Annotated in this window: 17 protein-coding genes; 5 read left to right on the plus strand and 12 right to left on the minus strand. The window is 66.8% G+C overall.

The annotated features are described in order from the left end of the window. Positions 1-51: 51 nt before the first annotated feature. Genes rfbC through VKF82_03605 form a run of 3 tightly spaced genes read left to right on the plus strand, consistent with a single transcriptional unit; the run spans position 52 to position 2190 of the window. On the plus strand, positions 52-558 hold the full coding sequence (gene rfbC / locus VKF82_03595) for a dTDP-4-dehydrorhamnose 3,5-epimerase (protein HME81144.1): 507 nt from the start codon (positions 52-54) through the stop codon (positions 556-558). Next, on the plus strand, positions 551-763 hold the full coding sequence (locus VKF82_03600; GenBank protein ID HME81145.1) for a hypothetical protein: 213 nt from the start codon (positions 551-553) through the stop codon (positions 761-763). Before rfbC ends, VKF82_03600 begins: the two co-directional genes overlap by 8 nt. After that, on the plus strand, positions 763-2190 hold the full coding sequence (locus VKF82_03605) for an amino acid permease (protein ID HME81146.1): 1428 nt from the start codon (positions 763-765) through the stop codon (positions 2188-2190). Before VKF82_03600 ends, VKF82_03605 begins: the two co-directional genes overlap by 1 nt. Before the next feature lie 3 nt (positions 2191-2193). On the opposite strand, the gene VKF82_03610 is transcribed toward VKF82_03605, so the two are convergent. Next, entirely contained in the window at positions 2194-3096 is a 903-nt protein-coding gene (locus tag VKF82_03610; protein ID HME81147.1) for a hypothetical protein, read from the minus strand. 127 nt (positions 3097-3223) lie between these two features. On the opposite strand from VKF82_03610, the gene VKF82_03615 reads away from it, so the two are divergent. Further along, positions 3224-3670: a hypothetical protein gene (locus VKF82_03615; GenBank protein ID HME81148.1), complete on the plus strand. Its 447-nt coding sequence runs from the start codon at positions 3224-3226 to the stop codon at positions 3668-3670. A gap of 22 nt (positions 3671-3692) precedes the next feature. Here the strand turns inward: VKF82_03615 and VKF82_03620 are convergent, their stop codons facing one another. After that, positions 3693-4043, minus strand: coding sequence for a hypothetical protein (locus VKF82_03620; GenBank protein ID HME81149.1), 351 nt, complete (start codon positions 4041-4043; stop codon positions 3693-3695). 31 nt (positions 4044-4074) lie between these two features. Then, positions 4075-6939 carry a hypothetical protein gene (locus VKF82_03625; protein HME81150.1) on the minus strand — a complete coding sequence of 955 codons (2865 nt, stop codon included), beginning with the start codon at positions 6937-6939 and terminating at the stop codon, positions 4075-4077. A 101-nt stretch (positions 6940-7040) separates the two neighbouring features. On the opposite strand from VKF82_03625, the gene VKF82_03630 reads away from it, so the two are divergent. Beyond that, positions 7041-9713, plus strand: coding sequence for a pitrilysin family protein (locus tag VKF82_03630; protein HME81151.1), 2673 nt, complete (start codon positions 7041-7043; stop codon positions 9711-9713). On the opposite strand, the gene VKF82_03635 is transcribed toward VKF82_03630, so the two are convergent. From VKF82_03635 to nuoF, 9 genes are read right to left on the minus strand one after another with little or no spacing between them, the layout of a single operon-like run. Continuing rightward, positions 9710-11212 (minus strand): NADH-quinone oxidoreductase subunit N, encoded by a 1503-nt coding sequence (locus VKF82_03635; GenBank protein HME81152.1) that lies wholly within the window; start codon positions 11210-11212, stop codon positions 9710-9712. The genes VKF82_03630 and VKF82_03635 overlap by 4 nt on opposite strands. After that, on the minus strand, positions 11140-12600 hold the full coding sequence (locus VKF82_03640) for an NADH-quinone oxidoreductase subunit M (GenBank protein ID HME81153.1): 1461 nt from the start codon (positions 12598-12600) through the stop codon (positions 11140-11142). The genes VKF82_03635 and VKF82_03640 overlap by 73 nt, the downstream gene beginning before the upstream one ends. Beyond that, complete coding sequence (nuoL, locus tag VKF82_03645; GenBank protein HME81154.1) at positions 12597-14528, minus strand: NADH-quinone oxidoreductase subunit L; 1932 nt, start codon at positions 14526-14528, stop codon at positions 12597-12599. The genes VKF82_03640 and nuoL overlap by 4 nt, the downstream gene beginning before the upstream one ends. Then, on the minus strand, positions 14528-14836 hold the full coding sequence (nuoK, locus tag VKF82_03650) for an NADH-quinone oxidoreductase subunit NuoK (protein HME81155.1): 309 nt from the start codon (positions 14834-14836) through the stop codon (positions 14528-14530). Before nuoK ends, nuoL begins: the two co-directional genes overlap by 1 nt. A gap of 2 nt (positions 14837-14838) precedes the next feature. Then, positions 14839-15345 carry an NADH-quinone oxidoreductase subunit J gene (locus VKF82_03655; GenBank protein ID HME81156.1) on the minus strand — a complete coding sequence of 169 codons (507 nt, stop codon included), beginning with the start codon at positions 15343-15345 and terminating at the stop codon, positions 14839-14841. Next, entirely contained in the window at positions 15342-15875 is a 534-nt protein-coding gene (nuoI, locus tag VKF82_03660) for an NADH-quinone oxidoreductase subunit NuoI (GenBank protein HME81157.1), read from the minus strand. The genes VKF82_03655 and nuoI overlap by 4 nt, the downstream gene beginning before the upstream one ends. Further along, a complete protein-coding gene (nuoH, locus tag VKF82_03665; protein HME81158.1) occupies positions 15872-16882 on the minus strand; it encodes an NADH-quinone oxidoreductase subunit NuoH in 1011 nt (336 codons plus the stop codon). The genes nuoI and nuoH overlap by 4 nt, the downstream gene beginning before the upstream one ends. Further along, positions 16879-19260 carry an NADH-quinone oxidoreductase subunit NuoG gene (gene nuoG, locus VKF82_03670; GenBank protein ID HME81159.1) on the minus strand — a complete coding sequence of 794 codons (2382 nt, stop codon included), beginning with the start codon at positions 19258-19260 and terminating at the stop codon, positions 16879-16881. The genes nuoH and nuoG overlap by 4 nt, the downstream gene beginning before the upstream one ends. Next, positions 19257-20543, minus strand: coding sequence for an NADH-quinone oxidoreductase subunit NuoF (gene nuoF, locus VKF82_03675; protein ID HME81160.1), 1287 nt, complete (start codon positions 20541-20543; stop codon positions 19257-19259). The genes nuoG and nuoF overlap by 4 nt, the downstream gene beginning before the upstream one ends. Positions 20544-20545: the final 2 nt, after the last annotated feature.

Raw genomic sequence — 20545 nt, forward strand, 5'->3', positions numbered from 1 at the left:
ACGGGCGCGGTTTACAGACGCGTCCCCGGCTTCGCGCTCGCTCGGAAATGCATGATACAGGTCATCGAGACGGACTTTCCGGAGGCCCGCATCTTCGTCCCCGACGTCTTCAAAGACGATCGGGGCTTCTTCAAAGAGACCTATGCCCGCGACAAATACGCTGCGCTCGGCATGCGCGACGAGTGGCTCCAGGACAGCGTGTCGCAATCGCGCCGCCACGTGCTGCGCGGGATGCACTACGACATGCGCATGGCCAAGCTCGTCCAATGCCTGGCCGGCCGCATCTTCGACGTCATCGTGGACGTGCGCGAGGAGTCGCCGACCTTTCGGCGCTGGCAAGGCTTCGAACTGAGCGCGACCAACCATCACCAGCTCTACGTGCCGCGCGGCTTCGCGCACGGTTTCTTGGCGCTCGACGACAGCGTGGTGCATTACAAGATGACCGCGCACTTCGACCCGGCGCACGAACGCGTGCTCAGCTGGAAGGACCCGCTGGTCGGCATCCGTTGGCCGCTGACCGGCGAGCCGATCCTGTCGGCTAAGGACGCGAATGCCTGACGCGCGCGACCGGCTGGCAGACCTCGTCGCTGCGCTGGGCGAGCATCTCGTGGATCTCGAGCGGCGCGTCAGCGCGCTCGAAGCGGGCTCGCCGCCCCCGAAGCGCATCGCCGCATCCGACCTGCGCCGCATCGCCAAGGCGCTGATGCGGCTCTCGCTCGGCGCGCCGGAAGATCCGGACGCGCCGCGCAAAGGGAGCACGTGATGGGCCTGTTCGTCACCCGTTCGATCGACGCGCTCAACAAAGAGACCGAGGAGATCGAGGGGCCGCGGCTGCGGCGCGCGCTCGGCCCGTGGGCGCTCATCGCATTCGGGCTGGGGAGCATGGTGGGTGGCGGCATCTTCGCGTCGATCGGTCCCGGCGTGCACTCCTTTGCGGGGCCATCGGTCGTCATCGCGTTCCTCTTGGCCGGCCTGGCGTGCATGTTCGCCGCCTTCGCGTACGCCGAAATCGCGTCGATGGTGCCCGTCGCGGGCAGCGCGTACACGTATACCTATGCGACGCTGGGCGAGATCGTCGCATGGATCATCGGTTGGAACCTGATCCTTGAATATGCGCTGTCGGCTGCGCCGGACGCGAACATCCTGTCCGGCAACCTGCAGCAGTTCTTGGCCGGCTACAACGTCCATCTGCCGCTCTGGGCGACCGCGTTCTATTCGCCGTCCCAGCACACGTTCTTCGACGTCTTCGCGTTCTTGTCGTGCGTGGCGGTCGGCGCGCTGGTGGCGGTCGGCATCCGCGAGTCGGCGGGCACCAACTCGGTGCTCGTCGTGCTGAAGATGGGCGTGCTGGTGCTGTTCGTGCTCGCCGCGATCCCGTTCTTCCATCCGGCCAACATGCACCCGTTCGCTCCGCACGGGGTGCACGGCATCCTCGGCGCCGCGTTCATCGTGTTCTTCGCGTTCATCGGCTTCGACGCGATCACCACGACCGCGGAAGAAGCCAAGGATCCGCAGCGCGACATGCCGCTGGCGATCCTCGGATCGCTCGGCCTGGGAGCGCTATTCTATGTCGCGGTCGCGATGGCGCTGACCGGCATGGTGCCGGCCTCGGCGGTGAGCGAGAACACGCCGCTTTCGAGCGCGTGGGTGTCGGTGGGTCTGGGACGCTATGCCTGGGTGTTGGAGTACGGCGCCATCATCGGCGCGGTGTCGATCATCCTCACGGCGTTCATCGGCCAGGCGCGCATCTTCTATGTGATGGCGCGCGACGGGCTGCTGCCCAAGGGGGTCGCAAAGATCCACCCGGTGTTCCGCACGCCCGCGCTGATGACCATGATCATGAGCGTCGTCGTCGGCGTGCTGGCGGCGATGTTCGACCTGAACACCTTGCTCGATTTCGTGAACATCGGAACGCTGACGGCATTCATCTGCGTGTGCATCGGCGTGATCATCTTGCGCTACACGCAGCCCGACCGCCCGAGGCGCTTCGTCGCGCCGTTCGTGCCGGTGTTTCCGGCGATCGGCGTGATCCTATCGCTCGTCCTGATCTTCTACGGCACCGACTGGATCGTCTGGGCGCGCTTCGGCGTCTGGCTGCTGGTCGGCTTGGTGTTCTACGCGGTCTACGGCTACAGCCATTCAGAGGCGCGCAAGCAAGCGCTCGCGGCCAAGCAGGCGCCGAAACCGTAGAGCCTAGTGGGTGAGGGGCGCCTCGACGGTCGGAGTCGTCGCGTCCGCCTGCCCGGAACCGACGGCGAGCGATGACGGATCGAGCTCGACGACGTAGTGCTGGTGATCGTCGACCGTCCCCTTATGCTTGCCGGGGCCGGAGATGCGCAACGTGTCGGTGAGGTCGACCTCCATCGAGATCATGCGATGGTTGATCGGGTCGTATTCGCCTTGGACCGTGATGTGCGCCGTACCGGTCGCGTACCCGAGCGCCTCACCCGTGTTGGAGACGACCGGTTCTTTCATCGGTGCGGTGCCGGTCGCTTCAAGCTCGTAGACGCTGATCCCGAGGAGCAGCCGCTGCCCCGTGATCTCGAAGTCCATCGCCGGCCGCGCCGTCATACCGTACATCTTGGTGCCCAGCTTGTCCGACCACGTGGCGCCGACCGCAAGATCCGAGCCGGCGTTGACCGACCGCTCGCCCAAGAACGGCAGCGGCAGCAAGAAGACGCCGCCGAGGTTGCCGGTGTCTTTGGCGATCGAGCCGTCGTCGCGCACCAGCGTCCAGCCTTTGCCCGAGCTCTTCTCCGAACGATTGGACACGACGGCGACGATGAGGCCCGAGCGATGCAGCGTGATCCCTTGCTCGGAGATCTGTTTGATCGAGATGTGCTCGCGCCCGTCGAGGGCGGTGGGCATGCCCGGCTGGTCGATGAGTTTGCCGACAGCATCGTTTGCGAGGATGGCCTGCGTCATGCTGCCGCGCACGGTGTAGTCGAATGCATCGCCGACGCGGTGGATGGCGGCCTGCTCGTTGACCGGTGCCGCGGCGGTGTTGCCGCCCGTCAGCGACGTCTCATCCGCCAACGCGCCGCTGCCGGCAGCGAAGAAAACACACGCGGCGAAGACGCCGATGGATCGTTTCAATATAGGGGTCCCGACCTCCGAGGGTAACGCTACTCGCAGGGGAAAGTGTCGGTTACACTAGTATCTTCGGCGTAAGCAAGCGTGCGCCCTCGCACGGTTGCGCTTCGGGACATGAGGAGAACCGGATATGCAGCACTGGAAGCCCGTGACCTTGGTCGCATCGATCGCAGCGGCGGCGGTATTGGCCGGCTGCGGCGGGGGCGGCTCGTCGAACAGCAATACGTCGAGCACTGCGGCTCCGACGCCGACCAGCGTCATCCAAGGCGAGCAAAATGCATTGCCGCTCGCGGTGGCCGCCAAGATCCCTGCAGGGCTGAAGTGCGCGAGTTCGGACATCGTGTGGGTGAATATGCACACCAAGGCATTCCATGATCCCGGCGATCCGTGGTACGGCAAGAGCAAGAACGGGATGTACATGTGCCGTGCCGACGCCGTGGCGCAGGGCGATCACCCGGCCGGCGCGCGACACACGCACATGGGGTCGCAGCCCAACGCGATGCCTGCTGCGACGCCGACGCCTGTCGAGACCGCGACGCCGAGCGGCAGACACCACCGCCACCACACCTCGACCTGACCGGCAATGCGGCCGCGCGCCGCTAGTGCTCGCCGATTCCCGTGACATCCAGCGCCGCGCCGGCACATTCGCCGCGCGGCGCGCCGCTTAGGCTGCCGCGCGCCACCACCATATCGCCGCTCGGAAACCGCGCGAGCAATTCCGGCGGAGCGATCAACGCGATGCGGCCATCCCATGGCGGCGCATGGTGCGGATCGAATTCGAGATAGACGCAGCCGTCGGGCCGCGGCGCGAGCTTGCCGGCGACCCACGAGAAGTCCGGCGCATGGCCGTATTGCGGATACGCACCGGTCACGAGCGGCAGCGGCGACGTTATGCTTCGCGGTGCGCCATGCGCGCAAGCGACGCCAAGCACGCTTGCGGCGGCGAGCACCGCAACCAACCGCGCCGCCGCGGCGGTGCGCCTAGATATTGACGTCGAGCCGGAAACGCGCGAACGACGTTTCGGAGTCGAGTATCGGATCGTTGTCGTAATGACGTTGATAGTTGAATTCGACACCGGGCGCGAGCTGCGGGGTGACATGCCATGAAAGCAGGCCGGTGAGCGTCGCCGTGTGCCCGCCGCTGGTGAGCGCGCGCAGGTTGACGTTGCTGAGCACGAACTTGGTCTCGAAACTGCGCGATGGCGGTAGCGGCAGGCCGTTCGGATTCGGCGGCGCGTGCCCTCCGAACGAAAATCCATAGTTGAGCGACTCGGTCACCGTGCCGGTCGAAGCTGCGCTCGTCGTGTCGGTCGCGTTGAGACCCGCGCCGAACGTGTGCGCTCCGTTGGCGTACTGGTACGTGACCACGCCGGTGCGCGTCGTCGAGTAGGCCTCGGGCGCGAGCGAATCGCTGACGGCCGCCAAGATGCCCGAGATCGTGACGCTGGAGACGCCGGTCTTCGATATGCCGAAGTTCAGCGTCTTGGTGAGCGCGTCGGAACCCGGGGCAAGGGCGGTGTCGCGCTCCAGTCCGACCGTGACACCCGGCCACTTGGGCGGAACGATATTGAACGTCGCGTTCGTGTTGGTCGTGCGCGAGAAGACCGATCGGACCAGGTCGTTGTTGTACACGAGCGCGAGCGTGGAGATCGGCGAAGTCGTGAGATTGAGCGTGGCGCCGCCGCCCGCGCGATCGGACAGCGCCGACGCGCCGCTCAACGTGCCGAACTGCGGGCCCGCATTGTGATACTGCATGTCGAACGTCGTCGCGCCGACGTTATACACGACGTCGGCCTGATCGACGGTGTCGTCGTAGGCGGGCATGCCATCGGTCTCGGGTTGCGTGTTCGAGCGTCCGCCTGTGAGCAGCGCCCTGATATGCGGCGTCAGCTGCTGCGCGTATTCGAAGACGCCCGCGGTGACGTCCAGCGGCCCGGTCGTGCCGGTCTGCACGAACTTGTTGACGTCGTCCTGATTGCGCGAGAACGCCACCCTGAACGAGTCGGCGCCCGAGTCCCATGCCCTGATCACGTCGAGCAGCTCGCCCGTGCGCTCGGTCGTGGTGTTGCTGGGGAGCTGGAAGTAACCGCCGCCGCCGTGGAACGTCCAGCCGGACTGCAGCGCGTACGAGGCGTCGATGCCGCGCAACGTCTCCTTGCTGCCGATCACCGCCGGCATGGCCGCATCGGTGCGGCCGACGACGTCCTTGTAGGTCAACGTCGGCGACGCGGGCGCAACCGCACCCGGTGCCGACGCTGGAGCGGGCGCCGGGGCAGGCGCTGGCGTGACCGCGGGACCGGCTTGCTCTGCGGCTGAACCGGTCGAGTTGCTCGGCCCGGTCGGCGGCGCACTGCTCGGCGCCGGAACGGGGCTCGCCGGAGCAGCGGAATTCGTAAAACCGCCGGCGGCGCTGTCTGCTTCTTGGGCCTTGGGCGGTTGCGTCGCCGACGGCGTCGGAGTCGGAAGGCTGGGCGGTACCGACGCGGCCGGCTCCGGCGTTTTCTGATTGCCCGGCTCCGGCGAGGGCGCGGACGGCGTGCTCTGCGCGGATGGCGACCCATTCGTCGGCGGCGCGGGCACGTGCCCGCTGTCGACCTGCGACGTCGTGGCGTCCGGCGCCGAGGTCGCAGCCGGCGCCGTGACGGGCGCGGGCGTCGCCGACTCGAAGGTGACCACAGGATCGATCTTCTTGGAGACCGGGTCGAACGTTCCGGTGAGCAGCAGCTCTTCGGTCGACCATTGCAGCGCGGTGGTCAAGCCCATATTTACCCCATACCCGCCGCGGTTGGTGCCAGAACTGCTCAACACGGCGCCGCTGGCATGAAAACCATTGGTGATCTTCGGGGCCGGATCCGGCCCACCGATGATCTGCAGCGGTTGCGCGCGCGCGACCGCGACCGTGCCGCCGGTATTCACGCGCACGTAGACGCGGATGAGGTAGTCTCCGCCGGCGTCCGCAGGAACGGTGTACGGGATCATCACCGTCTGCGGCGCGTTGACGTTTTGCTGCGTGAAAGGCAGGGCGTACGGGTCGCTGCGCTGGATGACGTCGCCCTTGCTGTCGGTGAGCTCGACGATCGCCTGCAGCGGGCTCACCCCGCTCGATCCGATGACAAAGGGAGTGAAGATCCGATAGGTCAGTGCGATGGCCGTGTCAGCGCCTGCGAGCACCGGCGAACCGACCAAGAAGGACGAGTAGATTTGGCCGACCGGCACGTTGACCGAGTTTGCGCTGACCGACACCTGCGTCTGCGCGAAGCTCACGCCCTGGCCGACGATGCCCAGCCGCGCGGTGTAGAACGCGGGCGTTTGATAGCGGTGGACGAGCTGGTTGTACGGAGCGGGCGCCGGCGCCGATGTGCCGTCGCCGAAATCGACGAACGCGCCGGGGATGGATGCGCCGGTGACTGCCGTGAAGTTGACCGCTTGGCCCGCGATGACGCTCGTCGGCGTGGCCGTCAGCGAGAAGCTGGCCGGATTGAGGATCGTCACGGTGGCGGTGCCGATCGGGTTCACAAAACCGATGATCGTCAGCTTGAGCTGATACGTGCCCGGGTTCGCGTAGGCGTGGCTGGCCACTTTGGGATATGGCGGGTTCAGGGCCAGCGGCGGAGAGCCGTCGCCGAAATCCAGGATGGTCGGCTGGTTGATGGGGCCGGGGCCTTGGACGTTGACGGTGATGGAGATCGGCTGGCCGGCGAGCGCGACGCTCGCGTTGGGCGTCACGATGCCGACCGGCGGCGGAGCGGCCAGGGCAGGCGCGAGCGCCGACGCGAGCAGCATCGCGGCGATCGGGCCGCTGCGGCGCAGCAACGTCAAAATGCCGCTCGTGAAATGACTCTTCAATGCAACCACCCGGCCAGACCCATAGGACCGTGCGACTCGTCTACGGCGGACGGTCCGGCTGTTCCAATGATTCGCCGGGCTTTCCTTTGAAAAAGAGCTCCATGCCCGTCCGCTTGCTCGCCGTCTGCGCTGCGCTACTCGTCGCGACATCGCCGTCGTGGGCGCGCGCCGATATCAATGCGGTGACGACGACACTGGCGGACGGATTGACCGTCGTCGTGGCGCCGATCCACGCCGCGCCGGTCGTCACCGTGGGCGTGCTGTACAAAGCCGGATCGCGCGACGAGACGCCGTGGACCACCGGCGTCGCGCATCAAGTCGAGCACATGATGTTCAAAGGCACGACCGATCTGCTCAAGCCGGGCGACATCGACCGGCGCTTCTACGACAACAACGCGAACACGGATCAAGACTCGACCTACTACTACGAGTCGTTCCACAAGGACGAGCTGGCGAGCGCGCTCGAGGTCGAGGCCGACCGCATGGTCAACGCCGCGTTCGATCCCAAGCAGCTGGCGGCGGAGAACGTCGTCGTGCTGGCCGAGCTCGAGAACGCCGACAACAACCCGTCGGAGCTGCTCGACGAACAAGTGGAAGCGGCGGCGATGCAAGCGCATCAGTATCATTGGCCGACGATCGGTTGGAAAGACGTCGTCGCTTCGTTCGCCGCGCACCGCGACCTCGTGTACGATTTCTACGTGCGCCATTACGCGCCGCAGAACGCGGTGCTCGTCATCGCCGGCGACGTCGATCCGGATGCCGCGCTCGCGCTCGTGCACTCGTACTTTGACGGCGTCGCGCAGCGGCCGGTCGCGCAGTTGGAGCGGATCGTCGAGCCGGCGCAGCACGGCGTGCGGCGCGTCAATGTCGTCGGGGTCGGTTCCTCGGACCGGCTCGAGATGGCCTATCACGTGCCGGGGACCTACAGCGACGAGAGCTACGTCCTGCAGGTGCTCGACGCCGTGCTCGCCGGGGGACAATCGTCGCGATTGTATCAGTCGCTGGTCGATGACGGATACGCCACCGACCTCGTGACCGAACCGAACCAGGCGTACGATCCATACCTTTACACCATTACGGCGACGCTGGTGCAGGGCGTAGGGCCCGACGACGCGCGCGCCGTCATCGAGCGCGAACTGCGCAAGCTCGCGCAGCACCCGGTCGGCGACGCCGAGCTGCGCCGGGCGAAAAAGCAAGTGGTCGCATCGTACGTCTTCGAGCACGACGGCGTCGAAGCGCTCGCGCAATGGCTGGCGCGCTGGCAGGCGTGGACCGGCGATTGGCGCAACGACGGGCGCTTCGTCGCACGGACGGAGGCCGTGACCGCAGCGCAGGTCGAGCAGGCCGCGCGCGCCTACCTCACGCCGGACAACGTCACGATCGGCACGTACACTGCGCGTTCGCCGCACGCGTCGTGGGCGCCGCCGCACGGGCGTGAAACATTTGCAAGGCGCTGGCCGCACCGTTCGCAGACCGCTGCAGGCGCGTTCGATGGCTACGTCGCCGAGGACCAGACCGCACCGCAGACGCGATCGCCCGCGCGCTTCGTGCTGCCCAACGGGCTCACGCTCATCGTCGCGGAGAACCACGTCAACCCGAGCGCCGTCATCGAGACCTTCACGCAGGCCGGCAGCGCGTTCGATCCGCCATCGCACAGCGGCCTCGCAGCGCTGACGCAAGAGATGCTGCTGCGCGGCACGACGCGCAAGAGCTACGACCAGCTGCAAGACGCGTTCGATGCGCTCGGTGAAACGGTCAGCACCTCGATGACGCTCGCGGGCGCCGGGCTGTCGGCTCAGACCCTGGCGTCGGACGAACCTGCGACCATGGAGCTGATGGCCGACGTCCTGCAGCATCCCAGATTCGATCCGCAAGATTTCTCCGACGCCAAGGCGCAGCTGATCGACGATCGGCGCAGTGCGCGCGACGACCCGGCGATCGTCGCGCGCGACCGCTTGTATCGCGAGCTGTATCCGCCGTCCAATCCCTGGTCACGCCCAAGCACGGGGACGCCGCAGGGGCTCGCAGCCGTGCGGCGGTCCGACGTGCAAAACGCGTACCGCGCGCACTACGGGCCGAACGTCACCGTCATCGTCGTGGCGGGCGACGTCGACACCGCCTCCGTGCGCGCGCAGGTCGAGCGGCTCTTCGGGTCGTGGCAGCGCGTCGTGGCGACCGACCTGCAGCTGCCTGGAGCGACGGCGCCGGCGGCACTGCGGCGCGTGAACACGATCGTCAACGGCACGTCACAGGTGGAGGTCAACGCGGGAGCGCCGGGCATCGCGCGGAACGCGCCCGATCTGGCGGCCGCCCAGCTCATGAATTTCGTCCTTGGCGGCGGGTCGTTCGTCTCCAAGCTCTTGCATCAAGTGCGCGACGTCGACGGCTACGTGTACGACATCGGCTCGCGCTTCTCGGACAGTCCGGCCGGCGGTGGTCCGTGGAGCATGAGCTTCGGCGCCGACCCGCGCGACGTGGACAAAGCGATCGCGGAGGCGATCGTACAGATGCGCGCGCTGCAGAACGAACCGCTGAGCGAGGATGAACTCGCGCAATTCCGCCGCCTCGCGGCGGACGCCGTCATCACCGGTGAGGTCAGCGATCAAGGACTTGCGGACGAGCTGTTGCGCGAGGAGCTGCTCGGACTGGGCCTGGACTACTCGGCGCGCCTGCCGCAGATCTATGGCGCGATCACGCCGGCGCAGATCCAGGACGCGGCGCGCAAGTATCTGCGGCCCGACGGGCTGACGGTCTCGACGGCGGGCCCGCCCTAGGGCGCGGCGGAGACGAGCGAGACGAAGAGCTGCGGAATGACGCCGAGCGCGATGACGCCCGCGACGCCCAGTCCGATGGGGATCCACGAAAGCGGCGAGTTGCCGGCGGTGACGGGCTGTTCGCCCTCTTGCGGCACGAACATCAGCCAGATCACCTTGAAATAGGCGTAGATCGACACGATCGAGCCGGCGATGAGCGCGCAGCCCAGCGCCACGCCCCATGGACCGGCGCCGAAGCCTTGTTCGAGCAGCAGCACCTTTCCGAAGAAGCCGGCGGTGCCCGGAATGCCGGCAAGCGAGAACAAGAACAACGTGAACGCGACGGCGACCCATGGGCGGCGATAGAACAGCGCGCGATAGGCGTCGATGTCGGCGTAGGCCTCATCGCCGTCGCCCAACATCGCGATGACCGCGAACGCGCCGAGGTTCATGAGCGCGTAGGCGACGAGATAGAACAACAGCGACGAGAGGCCGTACTCGCCCACGCCCGCGAGCGCCACGACCATGAAGCCGGCTTGCGAGATGCTCGAGTAGGCCAGCAGCCGCTTGAGGTTGCGCTGGCGCAGCGCACCGAAGCTGCCGACGAGCATCGACGCGATCGCCAATATCCACAACGGCACGAGCGCGACGCTGTCGTGTCCGAACGCGGTATAGACGAAGCGCGCGAGCACGGCGAACGTGGCGGCCTTGACGGCCACCGTCATGAATGCGGTGATCGCGATGGGCGAGCCCTCGTAGACGTCGGGCGTCCACAGATGGAACGGCGACAGCGCAAGCTTGAAGGCCAGCCCGACGAGCAGCAGCGCGAAACCGGTGAGGAACAACGGCGTCAGGCTCGCTGCGGAGGCCGCGAGCGCGGCGATCGAGACGCTGCCCGCGGATCCGTACAGCAGCGCCGAACCGTAGATGAGGAAGCCCGACGCGAGCGACCCGAGCAAGACGTACTTGAGCGCGGCCTCCTCTGAGGCCGGGCGCGGGTAGCCGCTGCCGGCCAGCACGTAGAGCGCGAGCGACAGCTCTTCGAGTCCCAAGAAGATGCCGATCAGCGTGGTGGCGCCCGCCATGATCAAGCCGCCGATCGTGCAGAAGATGAGCAGCGCCGCGTACGATCCGGGGCTGCCGCCATCGTCGGCGTTGCGCAGCGACGACAGCAACAGCGTGACCGCCAGCGTGCCGATGAGGATCGCCGAAAAACCCCACGAAAAGCGATCGGTCGCGAACGCGCCGTTCACCGTCGTCACGCTGCGGCCGTACAGCGGGATCATGCAGGCGAACGCCGCCGCACAGCCGGCAAAACCGATGCCGTAGAGCACGCCGCGCGCGACGCTGCGCGTGACCAGATCGACCAGCAGCACGAGCAGGCCCGCGACCACCAGCGCCAGGATCGGGCCGAGGATGGCGAAGTCGAAGTTGACGCCTTGGAACGTCATGAGCGCTCGACCGTTGCGGCGTGTGAACTTGCCGCTTGCGACGGCAGCGGGATGCGATCGTTGAGCCACGCGGGCCAGATGCCGAGGAAGAAGATCGCGGCCAGCAGCGGCACGACAAGCCAGAACTCGCGCGGCCGAAGATCGGCGATCGGCCCGACGCCGGCGGGCTCGCGCAACGGGCCGTGCATCGCGCCTTGGAATAGGCGCAGGGCGTAGACTGCGGCTAGCACGACGGCGATGAGCGCCAGCGACGTATACACCGGCTGCGTCTGCCACGCGCCGATCAGGATCAAGAACTCACCCGCAAAGCCCGACAGCCCTGGAAGGCCTAGCGCCGCCATCGCCGCGATCAGCATGAACACCGCCAGCCGCGGAGCGCCGGCGGCCAAGCCGCCGTACGCACCGAGATCGTTCGTGCCGACGCGGTCCTCGATGAATCCGAGCAGCGTGAATAGCGCCGCGGCGATGATGCCGTGGCTGACGATCATCAGGATACTGGCCGGCAGCGACGTGAAGTTGAACGCGAACAGCGCCAGCAGCACAAATCCGAGGTGCGACAGCGATGAGTATGCGACCAGCGTCTTCGCGTTGGTCTCCGCGATCGCGAGCAGCGCGCCGTAGAGGATGCTGCATACCGCGATGACCAGCATCGCGGGGGCGAAGTAGTGCGCCGCCTCCGGGAACAGCGGCATCGCGAAAACGATGAACGCATACAGGCCCGCTTTGCTCTGCACGCCCGACACCATCGCGACGAGCGACGGGGGCGATTGGGTATAGGTCGGCGGCATCCAGGCGTGCAGCGGGAAGACGGGCGTCTTGATCAAGAAGGCCAGCGCGAAGGCGGCGAACAGCCAGCGCGCCAACTCGGGCGAGAGATGATAGCCGTGGCCGAGCACCTCGAAGGTGTGCGTCTGCAGCACCAAGCCGATGACGCCGGCCAGCAGCACGAGGCCGCCGGCAAGATTGTAGATGAGATAGGTCCAGGCCGCGCGCCGGGCCTGGGGCGTGCCCGCGAACCCGACCAGCGCGAGGAACACCGGGATGAGCATCAGGTCCCAGTAGATGTAGAACAGCAGCAGGTCGTCGGCGGTGAACAAGCCCAGCAGCGTCCATTCGAACAGCAGCAGCAGCGAGAGATAGCCGCGCAGCCGCGCGGCATCGCGATATGCGAACGCCGCCCACACGGCCGGCACAGTGACGAAGGTCGTCAGCAGCACGAACCACAGGCTGATGCCGTCCACGCGCACGTGATATGCGGCGCCGACGGCGCCGTTGATCCAATTCAGCGAGTCCTGCACCACGCCGCCGGGTGCGAGCGGCAGCAGCACGAGCGAGATGGCGAAGGTGCCGAGTGCGCCGGCCAATGCCACGCCCTTGAGCAGCGGGCCGTTGTCGCGCGGCACGCACAACAGCACCAGCGCGAACAGCAACGGGAAGAAGACCATGGCGCTGATCATGGCAGGGCCCCCGCGCTTGACCCGTGCGCCAAGAGCATGTAGATGAAGAGCAGCAGCGCGGCGCCGATGACGAACGTCAAGCCATAGCGGCGCAAATAGCCGGTCTCCCAGCGGGTGGACAGACCTCCCAACGACGATCCCAGCCGCACCGCGAACGCCGGCAGCGCGTCGACCGCGTCGGTCTCGAATATGCGCAAGAGCGCGTTCGCGAGCGCGTAGGTCGGCCGCTCGAACAGCCAGTGGTAGATGACGTCGAAGTAGTACGCGTTGGTGAGCAACGCGTGAACGCCTGAGAACGTCCGCTTCGCCGCCGCGGCGATGGCCGGCCGCCATTCATAGGCGAGCCAGGCGAGCGCGATGCCCGCAAGCGCGATCAAGAGCACGCCGAACGAGAGCCCGAGATCGAACTCGTTGCCGTTCTGCGGCAGCCGCGCGTCGACGAACGTGCTGCGCAGCATGATCGCCAGCTCGTCATGGCGCGGCAGTATGAGCGCCCCGCCGACGAGCGAGAGCACGGCGAGCAAGGCCACCGGTATGGTCATCGTGCGCGCCGCCTCCGCGTGCACTTCGTGCTCGCCGCGGTACGCGCCGGTGAAGAACGTCAAGAAGACCAGCCGCGCCATGTAGAAAGCGGTCAAGCCCGCCGCGGCCACGCCGCACGCGAACAGATACGGATGGTGCGAGGTCAGCGTCGCATCGAGCACGGCGTCCTTGGAGAAGAAACCCGAGAACGGGAAGATGCCGGCGATGGCGACCGCGCCGACGGCGAACGTCCAGAACGCGAACGGCAGCTTCGCGGCCAGCCCGCCCATCTTACGGATGTCCTGCTCGCCGCCGAGCGCGTGGATCACCAGGCCGGCCGACAGGAAGAGCAGCGCCTTGAAAAACGCGTGCGTCATGAAGTGCGACGCGCCGGCCGCGTACGCGCCTACGCCGACCGCCAAGATCATGTAGCCGATCTGGCTCATGGTCGAGTACGCCAGCACGCGCTTGATGTCGTATTGCACGCAGCCGATCGTCGCCGCGAACAGCGCCGTGACGCCGCCAACCACCGCGACGATCTCCGCTGCGACCGGCGCGCTGTCGTAGATCGGATGCGCGCGCGCGACGAGGTACACGCCGGCGGTGACCATGGTCGCGGCGTGGATGAGCGCGCTGACCGGCGTGGGACCCTCCATCGCGTCGGGCAGCCAGGTCTGCAGCGGCAGCTGCGCCGACTTGGCGACCGCGCCGACGAACAGCCAAATGCCGATCCAGGTCAGCGCCGGTGCGCCGACGGTGCCCACGTGGCTGAAGACGCCTTCATACGTGATGTTGCCGAAGTGCGCGTACATGAGGAAGATCGCGATCATGATGCCGACGTCGCCGATGACGTTCATGATCAGCGCTTTGCGCGCGGCGAGCACCGCGACCGGCCGGTCGTAGTAGAAGCCGATGAGCAGGTACGACGCCAAGCCGACGCCGCCCCAGCCGATGAGCAGCCACAAGAAGTTGTCGGCCATCACCAGCAGCAGCATCGTGAAGACGAACAGGTTCATGTAGGAGAAGAACGTGCGATAGTTCTTGTCCTCGGTCATATAGCCGACCGAGTAGATGTGGATCAACAGGCCGACGCCCGTGATGATGAGCATCCACAGCAGTGCGAGCGGGTCGACCAGCAGCCGGAACGAGATGATCAGGTCCGGCGGCAGGTGCGCCCAATAGCCGATGAAGTGGCTGTGGCTGTAGAGGATCTGCTGCCCGACCGGCAGCGGCAAGATGACGGCGGCCAGGCCGACCGTCAAGAGGAACGATAGGCCGAGCGAGACGCAGCCGATGATGCCCGACGCCGAGCGATGGACGTACTGCCCGAAGATCGCGATCGTCGCCGCGCCGATAAGCGGGAAGAACAGTATGAGCGGCGCGGCCGACAAGAAGAAGTCCGCCATCAGCCTCTCATCACCGAGATGTCGTCGACGTCGGCGTTCTCGCGGCGCCGGAAGACCATCACGACGATGGCCAGCGCGATGGCTGCTTCTGCCGCCGCGACCGTGATCACCAAGAACGCGAACACCTGCCCGCTCATGTCGCCGAAGTTGCGCGCGAACGCTATGAACGCCAGGTTGCCGGCGTTCCACATCAGCTCGATCGACATGAGCATGGTGATCGGATTGCGGCGCAGCAAAAAGCCGAGGGCGCCGATGACGAACAGCACCGCGGACAGCTCGAGATAGAGGTTGAGCGGCACTTGCGGCATGGTCAGAAGCGCAGCTCCTGGCGGCCGGCCATCATGACGACGCCGACGATCGCGATCAGCAGGATGAACGCCGTGACTTCGAAGGCGAAGACGTGCGTGGTCAGCAACTGCTGTCCGAAGCTCGCGACGGTGCCCAGATCAGCCGGCGGCGTCGCCGCCGACTGCGACCAGGCGACGCGCAACCCGGCGCCCATCAGCAGGAGCGCGGCCAGGCCCGCCGCCACCGAGGGCGCGGCTTGGAACGGCAAGCGGCCCGGTCCGACCTCGATCGGCTGTGCGCCGATCGTGAGCAGCGCGATGACGAACAAGAACAGCACGAGTATCGCGCCTGCGTAGATCAGGATCTGCATCATCGCCAAGAACTCGGCCGAGAGCGTCAAGAACAGGACCGCGAGCGCCGCGAAGTTGACGATGAGGCCGACGACCGAATGCACGGGTTGGCGGCTCGAGATGGTCCACACGCCCGACGCGATCGCGACGAACGCGGTGATCCAGAAGAGAGTGATCACGGCGCGTTCTCCGATGTAGCGGTCGAATTTATTCGACCGACGCCAGGGTCGGTCTCGACCGCCGACTCCGTGTTGGCCAGATGCTGCGTGTACGGGTCTCGCACGACCAGTTTGTCCTTGCCGAAGACCAGCCGCTGGCGCGTGTAGTCGGCGATGTCGAAGCGCGGCGTCAGCACGATCGCATCGGTCGGGCACGCCTCTTCGCACCAGCCGCAGAAGATGCAGCGCAGCATGTCGATCTCGTAGCGGTAGCCGTAGCGCTCGCCCGGCGAGACCGGTTTGGCGGGATCGTTCTCGGCGCCGATGACGGTGATGGCGTTGGCCGGACAGGCGACAGCGCACAGCTCGCAGCCGATGCAGCGCTCCATGCCGTCGTCGTACTTGCGCAGTTCGTGCACGCCGCGGAAGCGCTCCGGGTGCGGAAACGGCTCGCGCGGATAGTCGATCGTCGACTTCTTGCGGAAGAGATACTTGAGCGTGGTCGACAAGCCGATCGCGATGCCCCACGCCGCGGTGAACGGATTGGTCATGAACCCTGTCCTCGCAGCGCGACGAACGCCGCTGTGATCAGCAGATTGACGACCGCGACCGGCAACAGAACCTTCCAGCCGAACGCCATCAGCCGGTCGTAGCGCAGGCGCGGCAGCGTCGCGCGCAGCCAGATGAAGCCGAACAGCAAGGCCGCCACCTTGACCAAGAACCATAGGATCGACAGCCACGGCACGGCCGAGACGAACGGGCCGTCGCCGCCGCCCAGGAACAGCAGCGTCGCGATCGCCGACACCGTGATCATGTTGACGTACTCGGCCACGAAGAACGTGCCGAAGCGCAGGCTCGAATACTCGGTATGGAAGCCCGCCACCAGCTCGGTCTCCGCTTCAGGCAGGTCAAACGGCGCGCGGTTGGTCTCTGCGGTCGCGGTGATGATGTAGATCAAAAAGCCGACGATCTGCGGGATGAAGAACCACACGTGGTGCGCAGTTTGCGCCGAGACGATGCCGTGCAGGTCGGTGGTGCCGGCCAAGATGAGCACGCCGACGATCGACAGGCCCATGGCCAATTCGTAGGAGATGAGCTGCGCAGTCGAGCGGATCGCGCCGAGCAGCGGCCACTTTGATTGCGAGGCCCAGCCGCCCAGGGCGATGCCGTACACGCCGATGGCGCCCATGGCGAGCAGATACAAGATGCCGACGTTCGGATTGGCGATCGATATCGGCGTGCCGTCGGGGAACGTGCCGAAAGGGATGACCGCGTAGGCCATGAGCGCGGTCAGCACCGCCAGCGCCGGCGCGATCTTATAGATGAAAGGATCGGCGGTCGCCGGGGTCAGGTCTTCTTTGAGCACCAGCTTCACGGCGTCGGCGGCCGGCTGCAGCAGTCCCCAAGGCCCGCACCAGATCGGCCCGACGCGCAGCTGGAACCAGGCCAGCACCTTGCGCTCGGCGAGCATGAGATACGCGAACGCGGTGACGACGATGAAGATCAATATGCCGGCCTTGATGGCGATGACGATCGCGAGCGCAAGCGTGGGATTCATGCGGTCGCCTCCTCGCGAGCTGCCGCCGGCGTCACGGTCACCCGGCCGGCGCCCGACGCGTCGAGCAGCACGTTGACCGGCGCTTCGGGCATGTCGGCGATGACGAGCACTCCTCCGACCGGCGCGCGCGAATCGATGCGCGCCGCGACGGTGATCGAGCCGCCGCGACCCGCGAGGGTGACCGCTCGGCCGTCGGCGATGCCGAGCAGCAGCGCGTCGTCCTCGTGGAAAATCGCGCACGGCTGCGGACGCATCGGCGCAAGGCCGGGATCGTGCGCGGCGGCGCTTCCGCCGCCATATAGCTTGGGAACCGGGATGACGGTGAACGTCTTGCGCTGCGCGTCCATCGTGTCGACCTGCGGCGAGGCCAGTTGATCGAGTTTGGGCCGCGCAAGCGGCTCCTCGGTTCCAGCCGCTTGCTCGGCCGCTTCCAGCCGCGCGAACAGCCAATCGGGGTCTGACGAGAGCGCGTCCGGCTTGCCGAGCGCGGCAGCGATCGCCGCAAGGATCGCGGCGTCGGTGGCGACGTGCACCGGAGACTCGATGGCCTGTGCGAACGCTTGGCGGCGCCCTTCGAGATTGGTGACGTGACCGCGTTTCTCGGCGAACGAGGCGGCTGCGAACACGACATCGGCATGCGCTGCGGTCTGCGTCAGGAGCTGATCGGCGACGACCAAGAACGGCACGTTCTCCAGCGCTTTGCGCACCAGCGCGCCATCGGGGTAGGTCAGCGCCGGATTGGCGCCGGCGATGTAGAGCGCGTCGAGTTTGCCTGACGCCGCCGCCTCGAGCATCTCACCCGTGGTCATGCCGGGCTTCGAGACCGGCGCATAACCGGGCCCGAGGTTGGGCACGCAGCCGGCCGCTTCGGCCCCGCGCGCGTTGCCCTGGCTGCCGACCACCAGGATGCCGACCTGATGGTCCTTGCCGGCGAGCGTCTCCATCAGCCGTTCGAGCGCGCCCGCGGCGACGGTGTTGCGCCCGTTGTGGACCGCGACGATCTTGCTCGCCTGGGTGAACGTCTGCGCCAGCTGGTCGACGAACTGGTTGCCGGTCTGCGAGCCGCGCGTGACCGCATCGGCGAGCGATTCCATCAGATCGCCGATGGCGCCGGCCGCATACTCGACGTGTTCGAACGGCACGGCGAACTCCGGCTTGAACGGGCCGACGAAGACCAAGCGGGCTTTTCCTCGCGCCACCGCGCGCCGGATGCGCAGGTCGAGGATGGGCGCCTGTTCGGGCGTGATCGCGCCGAACACCAAGATCAGCGAGGCGTCGTCGATGTCGGCGATGCGCGCGCCGAAGCGCGCCGGAGAAGCGAACTTCTGCAGCCGGGCGCGATGGTCGATGTTGTCGGTGCGCAGCACCTCGCGCGCAAAGCGCTGCAAGGCGAACGCTTCTTCATCGCTTTGCCGGCCACCGCCGATGACGCCCACGCGGCCGGCCGCCGCAGCCGTCTGCAGTTTTTCCGCGGCCAACGCCACCGCCTCGGCGAACGTCGCCTCTTCGAGGTCGCCGTCGCGCCGCACGAGCGGCCTGCGCAAGCGCGCGGGCTCGTACAGGTAATTGAACGTGTAGCGTCCGCGGTCGCAGATCCAGCCGCCATCGACCTCGGGATTCTCGCGCGTGAAGGTGCGCATGATGCGCCCGAAGCGCGTGTCGATGCGATAGTTGCAGCCGACCGAGCACTGCGTGCAGACCGAGTCGGCGTGGCCGAGGTCCCACGGGCGCGCGCGGAAGCGGTAGGCCTTGCTGGTGAGCGCGCCGACCGGACAGATCTCCGTGGTGTTGCCCGAGAAGTACGACTCGTAATCGCCGCCGTCGACCGTGCCGATGAGCGAGCCGTGTCCGCGCTCGACGACCACGAGGTTGCGCTCCTGCGCGATCTCGTCATCGAAGCGCGTGCAGCGCCGGCATAAGATGCAGCGTTCTTCGTCCAAGACGATGGTGGGGCCGAGATCGACGCGCTTGGGCTTGTGCAGCTTGGGCTCGGTGAGCCGGCTTGACGCTGGCCCGTACTCCATCGTGAAGTCTTGCAGATCGCACTCGCCGCCCTTGTCGCAGATCGGGCAGTCCAGCGGGTGGTTGAGCAGCAAGAACTCGAGCACGCCGCGGCGCGCCTCCGCGACCTTGGGCGACATCGTGTGCACCACCATACCCTCGGTCACGCGCGTCGCGCATGCGATCTGCAGCTTGGGGGTCTTCTCGATCTCGACCAGGCAGATGCGGCACAGGCCGGCCGGGTCCATCTTGGGATGGTAGCAGTACACCGGGATCTGCGTGCCGAGCAGTTTGGCCGCTTCGACGACGAGCGTGCCGTCGGGCACGACGACATCTTGGCCGTCGATCTGCAGCTTCACCATCTTCTGCTCGCTCATGCGACACCGGCCGTCTGCTTGAGCGGGCAGCCGCCCTGCGCCACATGCGCCGCGAATTCTTCGGGGAAACGCCGCATCACCGAGCTCAGGAACGGCATGATCGAGTCGCCCAGCGGACACAGGTTCGTCCCCGTGATGGTGTTGTTGATGACGCCCAACACGCGCAGATCTTCACGGCTGCCCTCGCCGGCCTCGAGGCGCGCCACCATGCGTGCGACCCATTGCCCGCCTTCGCGGCACGGCGTGCACTGGCCGCAGGATTCGTGCTCGAAGAAGCGCGTCAGCGTCATGGCGCAGTTGACCATGCACGCGGTGTCATCCATGACGACGAAACCGCCCGAGCCGAGCATCGTGCGCTTCGCGGCCAGCGAATCGAAGTCGATGGCGACGTCGAGATCCTCCTCGAACAGCGCGGCGGACGATGCGCCGCCGGGCTGGAACGCTTTGAGTTTGCGCCCTTGCAGCAGCCCGCCGCCGTACTCCTCGATGAGCTCGCGCGCGCGGATGCCCAGCGGCACCTCATAGTTGCCCGGCTTGCGCACGTGGCCGCTGACCGACATGATCTTCGGCCCGGGCGATTTCTCGGGCCCGATAGCTGCGAACCATGCCGCGCCGCGTTCGATGATGTGCTTGACGTAGCCAAGCGTCTCGACGTTGTTGACGACCGTCGGCATGCCGTACAGGCCTGCGATGGCCGGGAACGGCGGCTTGAGGCGCGGCTCACCGCGTTTGCCTTCCAGCGATTCGAGTTGCGCGGTCTCTTCGCCGCAGATGTACGCGCCGGCGCCGCGGTGCACGACGATATCTAAAGAGAAGTTCGTGCCGAGGATGCGCTCGCCGACGTAGTTGCGGGCGATCGCGGCCGCCAGCGCGCGACGGAAGATGCGCGACCCTTCGAGGAACTCGCCGCGGATGTAGATGTACGCCTGCGCCGCCCCCATGGCATAGGCGCTGATGACGAGCCCTTCGATGATCTGCAGCGGCGTCTTCTCGAGCAGCATGCGGTCTTTGAACGTGCCCGGCTCCGCCTCGTCGCAATTGCACACCAGATAGCGCGTCCGTCCGTCTTTGGGCAGGAAGCTCCACTTGCGGCCGGTCGGGAAGCCCGCGCCGCCGCGACCGCGCAGATTCGACGCGGTGACCTCGGCCGCGACCGAATCGGGCGTCATCTCCAGGAGCGCTTTCTTCAGGCCCGCGAAGCCGCCGTTGCGTTCGTAGACGTCGATGTCGGCGAGGTCGAGCTCACCGATGCCGGCCGTCAGAACCGGCTCGAATCTCGCCATCG

The sequence above is a fragment of the Candidatus Eremiobacteraceae bacterium genome (assembly GCA_035314825.1).
GTDB lineage: Bacteria > Vulcanimicrobiota > Vulcanimicrobiia > Eremiobacterales > Eremiobacteraceae > JAFAHD01.